Origin of the sequence: Psychrobacillus sp. NPDC096389 (genome assembly GCF_044762855.1) — a bacterium.
Classification (GTDB): Bacteria; Bacillota; Bacilli; order Bacillales_A; family Planococcaceae; genus Psychrobacillus.
Genome location: NZ_JBIWFB010000001.1, coordinates 609297 through 626815, shown reverse-complemented (window position 1 = coordinate 626815; position 17519 = coordinate 609297). Strand labels below are relative to the sequence as shown.

Below are 17519 nucleotides of genomic sequence, written 5' to 3'. Positions count from 1 at the left end.
AAATTCAATTTGAACAAGCATCTATAAAACATCTAAAAATTGATGCGGAAACGAAATCATCTTTCAACAACAAGCTCTCCGGATGCCATTGTATCCCCATAACAAACGAATGGTTTTCACTTTCAAAAGCTTCTATAATCCCATCGCTCGCTAGTCCACCCACGATAAATCCATTTGGAATATTACGGACCGCTTGGTGATGAAAACTATTCACTTTAAACTTTTCCACTCCAATTATGCTACTTAAAATGGATTTTTTTGTTACCTGCACAAAATGAGATGCGTGCCAATTTGGTGCTTGTTGATCGTGCTGCAAAAGTGGCTCCGTCGATTGCGAATAAATATCCTGATACATGTCCCCGCCTGCAGCAATACTTAAAATTTGAGCACCCCGACAAATTCCTAAAATCGGCTTATTCTTTTCCAACATTTTTTGAACAAGTTGTATTTCAAACGCATCCCGCTCTGGAACAATACTTCCCAAACGCTGATGCGGTTCCTCCCCAAACAAAGTCGGATCAATATCTCCTCCGCCAGTCAAAATAAGCCCATCTATCTTCTCAGCAATCAAATCAATCCCATCCTCCTGCAAATTAGGCAGCACAATGGGAACCCCACCAAACCTAGAAACCGCATCAATATTATCTGTAGATACCGATAGAACCTTTTCCTTCAAATTTGACGAAACACCAATAACTGGCTTCAAACAAATCCCTCCAAACCCTTTCCTCCATCATACTCCAAAATCCCTCATCGGAGTACAACCACTATATATTTATTACAAATGTGTTACGGGTGCCTGGCACCCGTAACACATTTGTAACACAAAAAAAGCCAAGAACTAGTTGGATTTTTAGATCCATGTTCTTGGTCTTTAAACATACTTTAAATATAATTTAAACGAGTGATCCACCTGATTTACTGTATTTAATAATACCTTCCGCACTTTTATAAGCTAATGCTCCAACTGTTCCTGTCGGGTTATAACCACCATTATGTGGAAAGTTTCCTGCCCCAACGACAAATAAATTTTCCGCATCCCAATGTTGTAGGTAAGGATTTACTACGCTATTGTCGGGGCTCGCTCCCATAATAGTCCCACCCGTATTATGCGTCGTTTGGTAACCAACAATGTCGTAATCGGTGATAGGATTTTTACCTTCGACCGTTTTAGCACCCATCTCTTTCATAATATTAAGTGAAATTTCTGTTAAATATTTGTGCAACGCTTTATCTTGATCCGTAAAATTATAGGTCATTTGAAGAAGCGGTAACCCGTATGCATCTTTATAATTACTATCTAAAGAAAGGAAATTTTCCTTATGTGGCATTGATGCTCCCTGCCCACCAATTGATAGTGTTCGTGTGAAGTTATGAATAGAATTCTTCTTGAATTCTGCTCCCCATGTAGGTGAATCTCGTAGAATCGGATTTGTTTCAATAGGTCTAAAACCTGTTTGCGTTAGGGAAATGCTTGCCCCATGAATAAAATCTAAATCGCTATGATCAAAACTATCTCCATTAAAATCATCAATCGTCATACCGAGCGCGCCTGCACCCATGAACGTATTCATTTGCTCTTCAAAATAACCATTAGCACCTGGTAAAATCTGATAGCAATAATTCTTTCCTAACGTACCCTTTCCTGTCGCAGGATCATATTGTTCACCAATATTCGACACCATGAGCAGTTTTGCATTATTCATCACATAACTTGCTAGTACCACTACTTCTGCTTCCTGGATAAATTCTTCTCCAGAAAGTGTATCTAAATATTTAACACCAGATACTTTATTGCCATTTTTAATTACTTCCACGACATTTGAACGGAAGCGCATTTCAAAGTTGTTCGTTTTCTCTGCGGTTGGTATTACAGTAATTTCCGGAGAGCTCTTGGCACCGTATTCACAGCCAAAGCGTTCACAGAAACCACAATACTGACAGGAGTTTATGGCAGCACCATCTGGATTTGTGTATGGTTCAGATAAATTGGCAGAAGGCAACATAAACGGCGTATAGCCTAATTTTTGTGTAGCGCTTTCAAACTTCTTTAAAATTGGAGTCTTTTTCATCGGTGGCGTTGGAAATGGTTGCGCTCGTTTTCCCCAAAAAGGGTTCGTATCATCACCAGAAATCCCAAGTGTTTGTTCATATTTATAAAAATAAGGTTCTAATTCCTCGTAGGTAACTCCCCAATCTTGTAGCAAATAATCATTGGATAATTTATTAGGACCATATTTTTCATCTGTCATCGTTTTAATCTTAAAATCATACGGTAAGAATCTCCATGAATGACCATTCCAATGCGTTCCGGAACCTCCAAGTCCTTCTCCCAGCAAAAAAGAACTTAACTGCCGCATAGGAAGGGCAGGCATTTTACGGTGATTTCGAATAGTAATCGTCTCTTTCGAAAGGTTTTGCATTAACTCATATCGAACCGCGTATCGATATTCGTCATGGACTTTCAAATAATCTTCCGTATTACGAGCTTCCCCTCTCTCCAAACCAAGAACCTTTAGTCCCGCTTTCGCACATTCAGCAGCTATTATACCGCCTGTCCAACCTAATCCAACAATTACAACATCCACTTTTGGTAATGTAGTAGCCATTAGTAATACCCCTCTCTGTTATTACATACTGCCAAGCGACTTTGGCTCAATTTTTTGGAACTTTTCATCTTCAATTACGCTGATGTAGGACATTTGGTGTCCAGGGAACTCTTTCATTCTCCAACCATCCATATTATTGTTTCCACTGTACATCGGATCGGAGTAAGCTCCTTCTAAAGTTGCAGCTCGAAGCATTTTAAAGAAAAATGCAGCAGTCGTTCCGGACATTTTCACTTCATCCTTCGCAAATGCACTTAAAATTTCATCCATTTGTTCCGGTTCAAGGCTTGAAAATCCATTTTCAAATCTTTTATTAGCCTCTGCTTCCAACTTCTCAATTCCTTGCTTAAACACTTCAGCACGTGTTAAGCGACTTTGGTAGCCTTGTGTTGGAGCTCCTACTGCAAATGGACCATGCATATACTCCCTCGAGTTGCTTCCATACTGACCCGCTAATTGTCGATCAATAAAATAAGGAACTCCTAACTCGATTGCCCCCGGTCCTAAATCATCTTTAGGAAAAATACGCTCCGTCGCATTGGAAAGCACCTCAAAATCTCGATTATTTTTGAAAAACTGGAACCCGGCATTCGCATGTTGCGTATGATCACTTGGGCTTGTACCATTTGGGGCAGTAGTTGGATTTTTATCATTGACGTTATAACCAACCAATCCACCAATTAGCCCTCCACCGATTAAAGCACCAGCAGCAACACCAGACGTTTTTAAAAAGTCTCTTCTTGTTGTTAGATTTTTCTTCTCTTCTGACATACGCATAGTCTCCTTAAAAATAATGATTTCAAAAATTATCCTTTCCCCAAAAGCATAGACAAATATACCCAAAATCAATCATCATTATAAATATTTTTTCTATAATTTTTTTCACACAACTAATGTTTACCCTAAACTTATTGCTCTAAACTACTACAATTATTTCTGGTGCCAGGCACCCGTAATAATTCTGTAACAAACTTCGAATATCCCTATTTCATTGTTCATACATTAGTAGGGTGGAAATTTTGAGTTGTTATTGGGGGGAGTATAGATGGGTTATTATGTAAAAGTGGAAAAAGGTGTGAATATTTTTGTGGAGGATATTAACTCAACTTCGAATAAAACCATTCTATTTATCCATGGCTGGCCCGCAAATCATCGAATGTTTGAATATCAATTTAACCAACTTCCCGCAATGGGCTACCGTTGTATTGCAATCGATATTCGAGGCTTTGGAAAATCGAGTAAACCGTGGAGCGGATACACTTATGACCGATTGGCAGACGATATCCGCGTAATTATCGATACGCTTGGCCTTGAAGATATAACACTTGCCGGGCACTCGATGGGAGGGGCTATTTCTATTCGATATATGGCAAGATACAGCGGGTATAAAGTATCAAAACTAGCCTTAATTGGCGCTGCTGCCCCTGTTTTCACAAGACGGCTAGATTTCCCATTTGGAAAAACAGTCGAGGAAGTAGATAAATTAATAGAAGAAACATATACAGATCGCCCTAAAATGTTAAGTGATTTTGGCGATATTTTCTTTGCGCGCTACTTATCAAAGAGTTTTATAGATTGGTTTCACGATCTCGGCTTAGCTGCATCTGGTAATGCTACCGCAAAATGTTTAGTTTCCCTCCGAGACGAAGATCTGCGTAATGACCTGAGACGTATAAACGTTCCAACGGCCATTTTACATGGGAAACAAGATAAAGTTTGCTCCTTTGATTTCGCCGAATTAATGCATCGTAGCATTAAAAATTCCATATTAATACCTTTCGAATACAGCGGCCATGGACTATTTTATTGTGAAATGGATAAGTTTAACGAAGAACTTGCGAAGTTTATTACTTAAAAAAAGCTATTTCACGAAGGAAATCACACTTTTAGTGAACAGTTTAAATTGTCTGAATAGTTTCAGAGTTGTGTGGGTGCCTGGCACCTGAAATATACTTGAAATAATTATTTATTAATAGCGATGAGTATGATACGCTTCAATATAATGATCAGAATAGTTAGTTTATATAAAGAGAGAGGGTACTATAGATGCAGTTGGAACAATTGATACATATTTTATATGCAAATAAATTTCGTTCATTAACCAAGGCTGCTTCAGAACTTTTCATCTCACAGTCTGCTCTTAGTCAATCTATTTCTAAGTTAGAAAAAGAGTTAGGGTTAATATTATTTACTCGCTCTCGAAATGGGGTTGTCCCTACAGTAGAAGCTTCTTTTTTTCTAGAGCAAGCACAGAAAATAATGGGCCTTATTGATGAAATGAAAGACAAATCTATGGAAATCAAACGATCAAATAGAAAGCTTACAATCGGTACAGTTGCAGGATTACATTTATACTTTTTAACTCCTGCTTTACTTTCCTTTCAAAAAAAGTTCCCTCAGCTCGAAATTGAGTATATTGAAGCGAGTTCCTTGTCTTTAAGGGAATCTGTTATTAACCAAGAAATTGATATAAGTTTAATAGCTATTTATGAAAAGACGATCACGCCTCATACTTCTTTACGTATACAAGCTTTAATGGATATTCGGTTTTACGTACTAGTATCAAAGGATTCTGTCTTATCCCATAAAAACTATGTGACCTACGAGGATTTACATACACAGCCAATAATTATGTACAATGGTGAATTCATGAATTGGTTTTTAAAGGATTATATAAATAGAAATGGAACTCTAAATATTCTTTTTAAATCCAATAATACGGATACGCTTCGTGAAACGATTGCTAAAGGAATTGCCATTACAATAGAAACGGAAAATGAGCTATATAGTAATCCATATGTTATCTCAGGAGAAATTATTGCTATTCCACTACAAGATTCAGGACTTCCAAAAGTATCACTCGGATTAGTCTACTCCGCCAAAAAACATTGGAGCAATGAAGAGTCAGAAATTATTAAGGCACTCACTACGTATATTAACGAGTGGAAATACCAGCCTATCCTTCCGTAAAAAAGCACTCAATGCGTCCACATCGAGTGCTTTTTCATTACTCTTCTGCCCCACCAAAAAGCATTGCTTTTCGAAGATTTTCATCAATTGCAGAAGAATGAACATATTTGAAGTATACAATTGCAATGACTATTAAGATGCCAATAGTGATCATTAATTCTGCAAAATTTAAACCACCTAATGGATTAAACGGAGTATATAGAAACAAATAGAATATAAGCGAAAGAATTGCCAAAACCCCTATCGTCCTCCCACTTTTTACACGATAAGGACGAACTAAATCAGGCTGCAGTTTTCTCAAACGAACAAATGAAATAGTAACAAGGAGCCAAGAAAATACCGCAAAGAAACCTACCACATTTACAAGGCTTCCGAAAATTTGTTGACTTGTTCCTAACAAAGCTCCAAAGCTCGTAATGATAAATAAAAACTTCGTTGCTTCACCAGGTGTTTTATAAGTGCTATGAATTTTGGCAAACTTACTCGGAATATATTTTCCTCTTCCCATACTCAGCAAAACCCGACTAGCAGCTATATAAGCAGCATTCCAAGATGTAAGTAATCCAATTAAGGAAGCGATTGCTACAAACAACATCGGTAGAGAGGAAGAAGGGTACATTACTAATAAAGAATCGAGTACGACAATTTGAGCAGTTTCACGTAATTGCATGTCAGTAGAAAAAGAAGTTCCAATAATAATAAAAATATAGAAGAAAACACTTGCCCAAACGGTTAATATGACAATTTTTCCAATTAAAGATGGCTTGATCGATGTTTCTTCAGCTGCCTGTGCAATCGCATTGAAACCAAGTAAAAAACCCGGTACCATCAAAAGTGTTAGTGAAAGTCCTTCAATACCAGTAAAAAACGGCTTAGCATTCTCCACATTACCAAGTACAGTTCCACTCGCCACATAAAAAATTGCAGCGAATAATAGGACAGCTACCGTAATGGTTTGAAAGGTTTTCGAAAATTCTATTCCCCTATAATTCATTATGGCAAAAAAAAGGTTTACTAAAACAGAAAGAATTACATAAGACAAATAAACTACCTCTCCACCTAGCGTATACAGTGGAACAAATTGAGGAACTGGAAATCCTAATGCCCCTAACATAAGCGGTAGCATAATCGTTTCAACAATGATTAAACCAGCGAATATTACGGTAAGGAACGCCCCGGAGAAATAGGCCCATTTAGAACCAAGCCCTTCATACGTATAAACGATATCTCCGCCGGCATAAGGGAGGGCGGAAGACAATTCAGCGTACGTGAATCCAATGAACGTACATAATATTCCACCGATTATAAATGCAATGATTCCTCCCATACTTCCAGGAATTGTCGACCAAACCCCTCCGTATATTACCCATGACCATCCTATTACAGCTCCGATTCCTATAGAAAGTAAATCCCATTTAGTCAAAGCTTTGTTTAACGTATTAGCTGTTTGAATTGATTGGACAGGCGCATTTACTTTTTGCATAAGCTTGTTCACTCCGCTTCTATTTATTATGAGAGATTTAATTTGAACAATCTATTCGCATTTTCCCAATAATATTTACTTCTGACAGAATCGCGTAATGGCCAATTCTCCACTTCCTTTACTACTTCCGAAAGAGGTATCCCCATAGTCAACCAGTCTGTAGCAAATAATATTTTATCTTGAAGCATTCGATCAGCATAATACATATACATATCCCAGCCTGTATTTTTTTCTGCTACGTATTTTGGACGGAAAGCAGATGTATCAACATATAGATTTTCATATTTTAATAACATCCCCACCATATCGTTCACCCATGGCCAACCACCATGACCCGCTATGATTTTCAGATTTTTAAAATCTGTCAAAGGCTGTTCCAAATTGGAAGGATGATCAATGTATAAAGAGGTGTTCTTAAAATAATTAATCGATGTATGAATCCATATTGGCACATCTAATTCCTCACATAAGGCGTATAGAGGATAGTATCTTCTATCATTAGCAGGTAATCCATGCTCATATGGTGGGAGTACCACTGCCTTATACCCTTGTTCCGTTAGTGCCTTTCGAACAACTTTTAGACTTTTAACTCCTTTGTGTGGATTAAAACCCGCAAACCCGAAAAATTTGTCAGGATATTTTGCTAGTATACTTGCCACATAATCATGATCAGCTGGCTCCTCATCTCCATCTCTACCGTAATCCATATTATGAATAGCATGAAAAACTATCTCTGAGTCATCTAATTGTTTAATAAAGTTATCCATAGAAAATCGTTTTTCCATTTCTTGCATTACTTCTTGAATAACCAAATTAATATTTGTTTGCTCAATTTTTTCAAAGAACTTTTGCTTCGTCCAGCCAATCATTTCTGCCCATTGTGGTCCGAATACTTTTAAGTAACCTTCATTTTCAGGTCCAGGATTCGAAAAACCTTCGATAATGAACTCAGGTAATGTATTAGAACAATCCACCTTCATTACTCTTTCATCTCCTTATCTTTGCTTTTAATTATCGTGTTACCTAAATATTGTTGTAATATTTCCTCCGTGTGCTCTCCTATTTTGGTTGTACTCACATGTTCTTTCAAAGTGGAACAATAGCGCTGACCGTTAAATAAAATAGGTGAATTGGCAATTTGAATTGTTCCTAAAGATTCATGCTCCAAAGTAGATAACATTTTACGTTCTATTAGATGAGGATCCGTAAGCAATTCATTTACCGTCTTAACATCACCGATGAGAATATCTTCTTGTTTAAGAATATCCAGCGCCTGTTGTGCAGTTTGTTGCTTTACCCACTTTCCAAACACAGAGTTTAACATCTCCAAGTGTTGGTTTCTTTTTTCATACGCATCTTCTGTTTCACCCGCAAATTCCTCGGCGAGATCTTCTCTTCCAATTAAATTGAAACATGTTTGAAACTGTTTACTTCCTAGCGCGCAGACCATCACCCATTTATTATCTTTTGTTTTAAATGCATCCCAAGGAGCACCAAACGGATCTGTATTCCCTTTTGCCTCCAACGTTTCTTTTGTCATACTTGCTCGAATGATAGCGTCTTCTAAAACAGATACAGTGCTTTCTACCATGCTCACTTCAATTTGTTGCCCTTCGCCTGTTTGCATTCGTTGATATAAAGCACTTACAATTCCAAGCGCCAGATAAATTCCAGAAATTCCATCTGTAATACCAGGACCTGTCTTTTGTGGCGATCCTCCCCTCTCTCCAGTTAGGCTCATTAAACCTCCCATTGCCTGCGCTATAGGATCAATGCAAGGAAGTTGTGCATATGGACCAAAACTACCAAAACCTGAAATAGATGCATAGATTAATGAAGCATTTTCCCTTTGTAAAGATTTATAACCTATATTCATTTTGTCCATTGTTCCAGGGAGGAAATTTTCTACTACGACATCAAAGTTTTTTACCAACTGTTTAAAAACTTGTTGATCTTCCTTCTTTTTCAAATCTAGTGCAATGGATTTCTTATCTCGATTCAGCATATAGAAATAGCCACTTTCCTGATTTTGTAAAGGTGGAAAATACCGAGTCTTATCACCAACTCCTGGCATTTCTACTTTCACTATTTCCGCACCTAAATCTTGGAGCAATAATGTAGCGTAGGGACCTGAATAAACCCAAGTTAAATCTAATATTTTTATGCCTTCTAATGGTTTGTTCATATTGCCCCTCCTCGTTAAGCAGTCTATTCATATTTTCTTTCAAACAATGGTGTTTTCGTTAATTGTTTCCCTAGCATACCGGGACTGCACCACTCTATGCTCGGAGTTACGCGTAATTCTTGATGTAATGCCTGCTTTATCTTTTCTTCTATATAAGGTAGATCACTTGGTGTGACTCCTGCTGCTGATTCGATCTTTAACATCAGTGGTGGTATAACACGTGGAGGTGGACTTTCTAAAACAATGCGAAACTCGCCAGTTAACTCGCTTTGAAATTTTGATAGTACATTTTTGATAGCAGATGGATATACGTTGACGCCTTTGATAATTAACAAATCATCTGATCGACCAACCACTTTTACACGATGTCCTGTAAATCCACATCCTGGACATGGATCTGTAAAAACCTGCACCATATCACCAGTTGCATATTTGATACGAGGAAGTCCATTAATCCGTAACTCGGTCATAGTTACTTCCCCTACTACACCGTTCTTCACTTCAATAGGCTTTTTCGTCTCAGGGTCAACAAGATCCTCTGTGAATAATGCAAGATCCGGTGCAACACAATGAATTCCATGATAAGTATCCGAATCACAAGAAAAACCTAACTCTCCAAGATAATCATAAACCCTACAGTTGTAAGCGGTTTCAATTTTACTTTTAATTTCCGGAATTCCAATTCCTATTTCTCCAACGGTAAATAATGCTTTTAAGTGGAGGCTTCCTACTCCCTGACCAATTAAATCAGGTGCACGATCAATAAGATGTTCTGCCAAAGATGGTGTCATCATCGCCCCAGATGGTTTTGTCATTTGCGCATACTTCATAATCATTTGGCTACCGGCACGTACATCTACATCTATTGGTAATACTCCATGCTCTCGAACACCAAATAATATAGAAGAAGTTGCATAAATACCTAACGAATGACTAAACAACAGTCTATCTCCTTTATAAATACCCCCGTACTCTAGCATATTAGTAATATACTTATTCATCGTTTGGACATCTTCTGCTGTATAGGTGTAGGTAAATGTAGGTGTTCCAGACGTTCCACTAGTTGTTCCCGTGAAGGCAATTTCATCTGGTTTGCACAATAGATGTTCTCCAAATGGATGCCCTTGTTCTTCTAAAGAACGACGCTGACTTTCTCTTTCCATTTCCTTATTCATAAAAAATGGCAATTGTTTAAAGTCTTCTAACGTTTGAATCTCTTCTGGACGTATGCAAAGTTCCTTAAAAATTTGACGATAATAGGAAGAGTTTCTTACCGCTCTCCTTAATTGTTTTTGTAATAAAGTTTCTTGATATTCTTTAATTTCTTCTGCTGACATTTTATTAAGTACAGAGTTTGCATATGGAACTCTTCTTTGTTGCCGCACTAAAACAGCCATCTCACTATAACCCCTTTCCATTTGTTTGATTTTTCAGAATTGTTAATTTCATAATACGTCTATCCAGTCTCCTTGAAAACTTCAAAAAATTAATAGTACTATAAGTAAAATTAATGGATCAAACTAATTCTGATCACTTAGCAGCTTACTTAAGGAAACCCAATTATGTAATATAAAAATTCATTATGTATAGTACGCCAATCATCGAATGAAAAAAAATCTATTTCACGAGGGAAATCATCCCTTTCATGAAATAGATTTAAATTGTCAGAATAGTCACAGAGTTGTGTGGGTGCCTGGCACTAGTAATACTTCTGTAATATTCACTCCATTTATTGTGATATATCTCCAATCAAACGAGGCAACCATTCATTCAAGTTTTTAAATTGGAAACCTAAATTTCTAGCTTTCTCATTGTTCATTAACCAAGATTCAGATATATTAAGCGGCGAAGTATTTGTTTCGGTCGGTGTTGAAGTAATGATTGCTGTGGTTTGTGTCTTTTCTTCTATAGTATTAATCATGTCACTTAGTTTCACATTGCCATTAGACAGTGCATTTATCGGTCCAGAGAAACTTGTAAGACCAATCCATGCTAAAAACTCTCCCGCCTCTTCTTCTGATATAAAATCAATAGATGCAGCTGGATTTATCAGATGTATCTCCTCTTGATTCATTATTTTCTCGATATGGAAATGGAGTCTTCTAGTGTAGTCGTTTAAACCCAGAACGATTGGAAATCTCACTGCCGCAACAGGGAATGGTGCTTGTTGAAAAAATACCGCTTCTGCCTGTCGCTTTCCTTCGTTGTACGTGAAATCTTCTTTTGATCCTATCATGATGTCGTAGTCGTATGGATTATAATCTTCCTCGACAAATCCCGCTTCTCCCTTACCTGCATCATAGACGGATTTTGAAGAAGTGAACACATATTTTTGGGTATTGTCACGGAACACTTCAATTGCATCTAGTGCCTCTTGTGAAGAATAACAAATTTGGTCAAAAACGATATCCCATGTCTCATTTCCGCAACATGCTTTAAGTTCGTCCACATTCAATCGATCGACGGTGATTCTATTCACCCGTGTTGAAAAAGAATCTGGTGTGATACCCCTTGTTGCAATCGTCACCTCAAAACCTTCTGCTAATAATGTTTCTACCAAATGCACCCCAAAAAATCTTGTGCCCCCTAATACTAATGCTTTTCTCATTTTATATCCCCCTTTTTCAATGAACATAATATATCTATTCATTTATAGCAAGATTATTCATTACGCTTTTCCATACCTCCATTGGATTTTCCAATCCTTCTTCAAGCTTCATAATCTTCATTTGCAACGCTCTCTCTTCCAGTGGTCTTTGTAAATCATCATAAATCATTGCCGATTTACCAAGACCAACTGCTTTCGCTTCTTCAAGTCCCGCACAATAATAAACCTTTTCTATTCCAGCGAAACTCATCGCGGCAAAACACATTGGACATGGAAATCCACTTGCATACATCGCAGTATCCGACAAATCATCTGTTTGCAACTGCTCCTGAGCTCGTCGAATGGCCAATAGCTCAGCGTGCCCACTAATGTCATGCTTAATGTGTAATTCATTCACCCCTTGAGCAATTACTTCCCCATCCTTCACAAGAACTGCCCCAAAAGGTTGCCCTCCATTCCCGACATTTTCAATAGCCAATTCAACTGCTTGCTTCATAAACCTATCCATACTCAGTCTCCTCTCATTACGGGTGCCAGGCACCCGTAATATATTTGTAACATAGTTTCTATCTTAATATTAGATTGTCTAACCAATTAAACCAACTCTCTTTAAATATTTACCATATATTAAGCTATGCCAAGCTATTGGTAAATCTATTAAAGGAGGTGATTTAAATGGCCCTTGTCTTACAAGCTTATACAACGCCAGCTAATACAAAAGTTATTACAGATACAGCAGCACCATCAGGATCTCTACCAACAGCAGCGGTCCCTGCACCACCAGCAGTGATTTCTCCGCTAGTTGATGGTAGTATCGCTTATATTTGGTCGCCAAATGATGCACCCAATCAAACAGTAACTTTTCAAAGTACATTCGATATTGGTTCTATCCCAATTCCGACTGTTGCTCTACCAATCTCTGTGTACTTTGCTTTTGCTGCGAGTGAGACTGCTACAGTTTCTGCTTCATTGGAAATAGTGAATCTTTTTGGAACTGTAATAACAACGATTCCTTTATTCACCGGAGCATCGATTGATCCCCAAAATGTGGACATCTCCCAATGTGATACCCTTCTGGCAATTAGTTTATTAGGAATCTCCGGACGAATTGTAGTCGATACAACAGTTTCTGCAGCAACATCACCAGGAAGATATATTGGACAAATCACTGTACGAGATTTCTTGTTATAAGATTTCCTATAAAAGTAGTTTATAAAATACAAATCTATATAAGGAGGTGATTTATATGGTTCTAGCATTACAAGCTTATACAACTCCCGCTAATACAATAGTCATTTCAGATACCGCCGCTCTAGCAGGGACCCTACCGACTCCGGCAATATCAACGTCACCGGCGATCAACTCACCATCGATTGATGGAAGTGATACTTATATTTGGTCTCCGAATACTGCATCCAGTCAAACGGTCGTATTTCGAAGCACATTTGAAATTGGGAACATGCCAATCCTAGCACTCGCTTTACCAGTCTCCGCATGTTTTGCTTTTACAGGAAATGATATTGCTTCGGTTTCCGCTTCTTTGGAAGTAGTAAACCTTTTAGGTGTCATCGTGGCAACTATTCCTTTATTCACAGAGACAAATTTAGGTAACCCACAAAACGTGGCAATCGCAGCCGGGGATGCACTACTAGTAGTCGACTTACTCGGCAACGCAGGACGTATCGTCGTCGAAACAACAGTAACCTCTCCTTCAGTAGTTGCTTATTCAACAAACCCAGGTCGATACCTTGGACAATTAACAGTAAACACGCTAGCTGTAATCTAAAATAAGCTGGCCCCCTTTTTATGCCCAAAAGGGGTTGTCTCCCAAGTCTAGTAATACCGACTTTGGAGACAACCCCTATATTACATTTGTGTTACGGGTGCCTGGCACCTGTAACACCCAGGCACCGTAAAAATCATGTAACTCTATTTTTGGTTTGCTATGTCTACTGTTCTACCTTCGATTTTTGGATCTACTTCGTCAGTTGCTTTTAAGTACTCTGCGAAGCTTTCCCAATCGGAGATACCTATGTCTGTTGCACGTCCAGCAGCTGCTGCGCTGGCGAAGTCAGGACCGCCAGCAATGTAAGAGTTTGTGATGACTGTATATGTTTTTGCGTCATCTACTGGAGCAAATTTCCCCTCTTTGTCTGCTGCTTGTATCGAAACTACTCGGCTTCCTGCAGGCTTAGAGCTATCAAATTCGATTTTCAAGCCAGCTACGTGTAGGAAAGATCCACTTTCTGTTGGTACAGCAGAAAGGCCACCTTCGATGACTTGTTTTAATTCTGCTCCTGTTAGGTCTACGCTGTATAAACCGTTGTTGAATGATAATACAGTGAGTACATCTCCCATTGTAATAGGACCTTGGTCAACTGGTCCGCGAACTCCGCCACCATTTTGCAGAGCAATAGTAGCATTTGGTGATACTAGTTTACCTTGAGCAAGCATACTATCTGCGACAAGGTTTCCAAGTGCCGTTTCACTATTTCGCACGCTTTCTCCTTTGTTGCCTGGATCACCGGTACGAGGGTTCGCTAGAGCATTAACTGCAATTCCACCTGTTTCTTGATTTTTAACAGCTGAAATTCCGATTGTAAACGGTGCAAGAATTGCTGCTGCTTCTGCATCTTCTTCTTGCTCACCAACTGCTATTAATTTATTGGCATGACTCACAATTACGCCCTTATCATCAAATTGAACATCCAATGTCCCGACATTTGCACTGCTTGAACCAGTTTGCACGATTACTGTCGGATCCTTTTTAGCGCCACTTTCATCTTTATCAACAACAGTTGCTTCTTTTAATGTTGTGTGTGAATGCCCTCCAACAATTACATCGATGCCTTCAACTTTAGCTGCTAATAAAAGATCATTCTTATCCACTGGATTGTCGTATCCTAAGTGGCTTATTGCAACAATTTTATCGATACCTTGCGCTTCTAATGAAGCAACTGCCTTTTCAGCCTCTTTCAAATAATCTTCAAAAGTTACTTTGTCAGGGCTTGAGCTTCCTGCAGTCGTCTCCGTCGTCAAGCCGAAAATACCAACTTTTTCGCCGTCTATTTCTACGATTGTTCCATCATAAATATTTCCTGAAGCCGCATTGTTTACAATCGATTCCTGGTGAAGTCCTGCAAGCTTCTCATCTTTAGAAAAATCAACATTCGCTGTAACGATTGGGAATTTTGCATTCTTCACAAATTCCGCTAAAGCTTGGTGCCCTTCAGCAGTTTTACCTAAGTCAAACTCATGGTTACCTAATGTCATCGCATCGTACCCCATGTAATTCATTAACGCTAAATCTGCCTCACCTTTGTATTCCGTAAAATATAAAGTTCCTTGGAATACATCCCCTGCATCAAGCAATAATGCATTTGGTTTCTCTTTACGAGCTTCTTTGATAAGCGTTGCACGTTTTGGAGCATTTTCAATTGCTGCATGAGTGTCATTCGTATGAATGATGGAAAGTTCGAAGTTTGACTCCCCTGCTTTCTCTCCAAATTCATAGACAGCAACTGTTCCCGAAATTTCATGTGTAGCAGCAAGTAATGCCTTACCTGTTGGGCTCTTTTCAGCAGGGATAAATAGTAATCCTTCTGGTGAAACATCTCCAGCAGCATCTTCAGAGAAATCACGGCTCGAGATAAGTGTGACAAACTTTGGTGCTTTGACATCCGTTAAATCATAAACCATAATACCGCTATAACGCTCTAAAGCGATAAATCCATAAGTAGTTCCATCGATTTCACCAACGATCGCCGTTTCAGGCTCTGGACCTTTATCATCACTGCGATTGTCTACTTTAATCTCATCGCTATTAGTGTTAAAATACTGCGGTGTCTTCTCAGCGATAATGCGTTCAAATTCACTTCCGCTATCATACACTTGCTCCATCGTTTGTGCATCGAAAATCGAGAAGCTACGTCCACCATAGCCATAAATCGCTTCGTATTCAGTGCCTGCTACATTTAATCCATTTTCTGTTGTCACTTTATAACCTTCTAAAGTGGATAAATCAAATTTATCTAGTTCCGCTTGTGTATAACCTTCGTAATTGGAAGCATCTAATTTAATCGGTAACTCGATATCTGCAAGTTCCGCTACTTCCGTATAACCACCATCATCTACATAATCGCGAGAGTCGCCTTCGTTTGGTGTAAGGATGTACGTTTTGCCATTAGCTACGAACGTATCGATTGCATCTGGCATATGCCATGTAAGTATTGGCGCTTTATTGATACCAATTGCTTTGTCATCTTTATTCGCATCCATTTCATTTCCAGCTATAGAATGATCAAGTACACCTAATCCTTTTACAGACATGATTTTGTTACTTACAAGATCTACCGTTGCAATAGCATTGTTTTCTTGTAATGTTACATAAGCTGTTTTGCTATCTGGTGATACCGTTACATATTCTGGTTCCAGCTGCGCTAGGTAAGCAGAACCTTTTCCTTGATATGACATACGTACTTTATCGTCTAGCATATCTTCCGTAAATGTTAACGTTGTTTCTTCAAATGAAGCTACGTCAATAATAGAAATAGAACCGTCTGGATCAATTGTCGTATCCTTATTAGGTTCTCCTTCATTTGCAACAATTGCTTTTTTCCCATCAGGTGAGAAAGTCACCATATCTGGTAAAGCTCCAACTTGAACAGACTTCACAAACTTCCCATCTTTTGTAGCTAAAATAATAAAACCTGGATCCGTTTTTTCAGCGTAAGCTGCTATTGCGATTAAATCTTCCGTTGGGTGAGAAGCGATACTTGTAATATTTTTTACGCCTTTAACATCGTAATCCTCAATTACAACGCGTTTTGTAGAATCTACTTGCGTAAATTTACCTGATTTCACATCCGCAAATGATAAAATATCAAATCCACCGACCGCTCCGTTTGTAACAAATGCTTTTTTCAATTTTTCATCATAAGCTAAAATTTCTGTTCCTGTTTCCCCTTGACCGCTGTCATAACGGGCAACTTGGGTAACTGTTAGTTTATCAGGATTAGAATTGTAAAGAGGTGGTGCTTCAATTGAGCCGCCTTTATTATGTAATGAATCCGCATATTTTTGGTCAGCTGGTGTTTTAAATTCAGCTAACAGTAGATCGCGTGGTGCTTTACCAGTGAAACGATACATTATTGCTGATCTTGCTTTCAATTGGTCCGATAGCTTTTGAAGTTGTTTTTCTACTTCCGCCGAGTCTTTTGCCATCTCTGCTTTTTCAATTGCCTTCATAATTGGGTTTAAATATTCGGTAGCATAGTTATATGCATCAATGTATGGAATAACGCCTTTTGCAATTCTTTCATTATATAAGCCTTCTAAATCATTTAATAATGCTGTTTTGTTTTTGGCATTCGATTTTTCAATTGCCGCTTTTGCTTTTTGATAACTTTCTTTTGCTAAGTTCAGCGCAGGATATAAATCTTTGCTTGTCGTAATTTTTCCATTTTGTGCTGATACGACATAAGCATAAGAAGCCTCTTTCATATCTTTACGTGCTTGATCAACCATATCTTGCAATGAACTGTTTGCAAAACCAACACCTGTTGATGAAAACAAAGAGGTCGCAAGCACAGTAGCCATCACCGATTTCTTCACCATATTCTTCTTCATAGTCTTCCCCCTACAATTTAGTGAACTTCTAATCTA

At 38.4% G+C, this 17519-nt stretch carries 14 protein-coding genes; 4 read left to right on the top strand and 10 right to left on the bottom strand.

Translation table 11 applies throughout. From position 1 onward, the window contains the following. Nucleotides 1-4: 4 nt before the first annotated feature. The 3 genes from ACIQ38_RS02965 to ACIQ38_RS02955 all read right to left on the bottom strand — a co-directional run bounded on the left by ACIQ38_RS02965 (nt 5) and on the right by ACIQ38_RS02955 (nt 3380). Nucleotides 5-706, bottom strand: a complete 702-nt coding sequence (locus ACIQ38_RS02965) for a gamma-glutamyl-gamma-aminobutyrate hydrolase family protein (RefSeq protein WP_402817731.1) — start codon at nt 704-706, stop codon at nt 5-7. Between the two features lie 190 nt (nt 707-896). Continuing rightward, a complete protein-coding gene (locus ACIQ38_RS02960) occupies nt 897-2609 on the bottom strand; it encodes a GMC family oxidoreductase (protein ID WP_402817728.1) in 1713 nt (570 codons plus the stop codon). A 21-nt stretch (nt 2610-2630) separates the two neighbouring features. Next, nucleotides 2631-3380, bottom strand: a complete 750-nt coding sequence (locus ACIQ38_RS02955; RefSeq protein ID WP_402817726.1) for a gluconate 2-dehydrogenase subunit 3 family protein — start codon at nt 3378-3380, stop codon at nt 2631-2633. Nucleotides 3381-3654: 274 nt separating this feature from the next. On the opposite strand from ACIQ38_RS02955, the gene ACIQ38_RS02950 reads away from it, so the two are divergent. Together ACIQ38_RS02950 and ACIQ38_RS02945 are read left to right on the top strand one after the other, a co-directional pair. Next, nucleotides 3655-4464: an alpha/beta fold hydrolase gene (locus ACIQ38_RS02950; protein WP_402817724.1), complete on the top strand. Its 810-nt coding sequence runs from the start codon at nt 3655-3657 to the stop codon at nt 4462-4464. 191 nt (nt 4465-4655) lie between these two features. Further along, nucleotides 4656-5579, top strand: coding sequence for a LysR family transcriptional regulator (locus ACIQ38_RS02945; RefSeq protein ID WP_402817721.1), 924 nt, complete (start codon nt 4656-4658; stop codon nt 5577-5579). Nucleotides 5580-5616: 37 nt separating this feature from the next. On the opposite strand, the gene ACIQ38_RS02940 is transcribed toward ACIQ38_RS02945, so the two are convergent. From ACIQ38_RS02940 to ACIQ38_RS02915, 6 genes are all read right to left on the bottom strand, one after another. Further along, nucleotides 5617-7062: an APC family permease gene (locus ACIQ38_RS02940; protein WP_402817718.1), complete on the bottom strand. Its 1446-nt coding sequence runs from the start codon at nt 7060-7062 to the stop codon at nt 5617-5619. A 26-nt stretch (nt 7063-7088) separates the two neighbouring features. Then, nucleotides 7089-8042: an amidohydrolase family protein gene (locus ACIQ38_RS02935; protein ID WP_402817716.1), complete on the bottom strand. Its 954-nt coding sequence runs from the start codon at nt 8040-8042 to the stop codon at nt 7089-7091. Then, complete coding sequence (locus ACIQ38_RS02930; protein WP_402817713.1) at nt 8042-9247, bottom strand: CaiB/BaiF CoA transferase family protein; 1206 nt, start codon at nt 9245-9247, stop codon at nt 8042-8044. Before ACIQ38_RS02930 ends, ACIQ38_RS02935 begins: the two co-directional genes overlap by 1 nt. Before the next feature lie 23 nt (nt 9248-9270). Beyond that, entirely contained in the window at nt 9271-10644 is a 1374-nt protein-coding gene (locus ACIQ38_RS02925; RefSeq protein WP_402817710.1) for a phenylacetate--CoA ligase family protein, read from the bottom strand. Nucleotides 10645-10976: 332 nt separating this feature from the next. Then, nucleotides 10977-11855, bottom strand: a complete 879-nt coding sequence (locus tag ACIQ38_RS02920) for an NAD-dependent epimerase/dehydratase family protein (RefSeq protein WP_402817707.1) — start codon at nt 11853-11855, stop codon at nt 10977-10979. Nucleotides 11856-11889: 34 nt separating this feature from the next. Then, nucleotides 11890-12363: a nucleoside deaminase gene (locus ACIQ38_RS02915; protein WP_402817705.1), complete on the bottom strand. Its 474-nt coding sequence runs from the start codon at nt 12361-12363 to the stop codon at nt 11890-11892. Nucleotides 12364-12530: 167 nt separating this feature from the next. On the opposite strand from ACIQ38_RS02915, the gene ACIQ38_RS02910 reads away from it, so the two are divergent. Continuing rightward, on the top strand, nt 12531-13046 hold the full coding sequence (locus ACIQ38_RS02910; protein WP_402817702.1) for a hypothetical protein: 516 nt from the start codon (nt 12531-12533) through the stop codon (nt 13044-13046). Nucleotides 13047-13101: 55 nt separating this feature from the next. Beyond that, complete coding sequence (locus ACIQ38_RS02905; RefSeq protein WP_402817699.1) at nt 13102-13641, top strand: hypothetical protein; 540 nt, start codon at nt 13102-13104, stop codon at nt 13639-13641. Nucleotides 13642-13784: 143 nt separating this feature from the next. On the opposite strand, the gene ACIQ38_RS02900 is transcribed toward ACIQ38_RS02905, so the two are convergent. Further along, entirely contained in the window at nt 13785-17483 is a 3699-nt protein-coding gene (locus ACIQ38_RS02900) for a choice-of-anchor I family protein (RefSeq protein WP_402817697.1), read from the bottom strand. Nucleotides 17484-17519: the final 36 nt, after the last annotated feature.

Coding starts and splice junctions, on each gene's coding strand:
- ACIQ38_RS02960 (WP_402817728.1), bottom strand. CDS start 2,609: ATGGCTACTACATTACCAAAAGTGGATGTTGTAATTGTTGGATTAGGT.
- ACIQ38_RS02910 (WP_402817702.1), top strand. CDS start 12,531: ATGGCCCTTGTCTTACAAGCTTATACAACGCCAGCTAATACAAAAGTT.
- ACIQ38_RS02945 (WP_402817721.1), top strand. CDS start 4,656: ATGCAGTTGGAACAATTGATACATATTTTATATGCAAATAAATTTCGT.
- ACIQ38_RS02930 (WP_402817713.1), bottom strand. CDS start 9,247: ATGAACAAACCATTAGAAGGCATAAAAATATTAGATTTAACTTGGGTT.
- ACIQ38_RS02915 (WP_402817705.1), bottom strand. CDS start 12,363: ATGGATAGGTTTATGAAGCAAGCAGTTGAATTGGCTATTGAAAATGTC.
- ACIQ38_RS02920 (WP_402817707.1), bottom strand. CDS start 11,855: ATGAGAAAAGCATTAGTATTAGGGGGCACAAGATTTTTTGGGGTGCAT.
- ACIQ38_RS02925 (WP_402817710.1), bottom strand. CDS start 10,644: ATGGCTGTTTTAGTGCGGCAACAAAGAAGAGTTCCATATGCAAACTCT.
- ACIQ38_RS02900 (WP_402817697.1), bottom strand. CDS start 17,483: ATGAAGAAGAATATGGTGAAGAAATCGGTGATGGCTACTGTGCTTGCG.
- ACIQ38_RS02935 (WP_402817716.1), bottom strand. CDS start 8,042: ATGAAGGTGGATTGTTCTAATACATTACCTGAGTTCATTATCGAAGGT.
- ACIQ38_RS02905 (WP_402817699.1), top strand. CDS start 13,102: ATGGTTCTAGCATTACAAGCTTATACAACTCCCGCTAATACAATAGTC.
- ACIQ38_RS02940 (WP_402817718.1), bottom strand. CDS start 7,062: ATGCAAAAAGTAAATGCGCCTGTCCAATCAATTCAAACAGCTAATACG.
- ACIQ38_RS02950 (WP_402817724.1), top strand. CDS start 3,655: ATGGGTTATTATGTAAAAGTGGAAAAAGGTGTGAATATTTTTGTGGAG.
- ACIQ38_RS02955 (WP_402817726.1), bottom strand. CDS start 3,380: ATGTCAGAAGAGAAGAAAAATCTAACAACAAGAAGAGACTTTTTAAAA.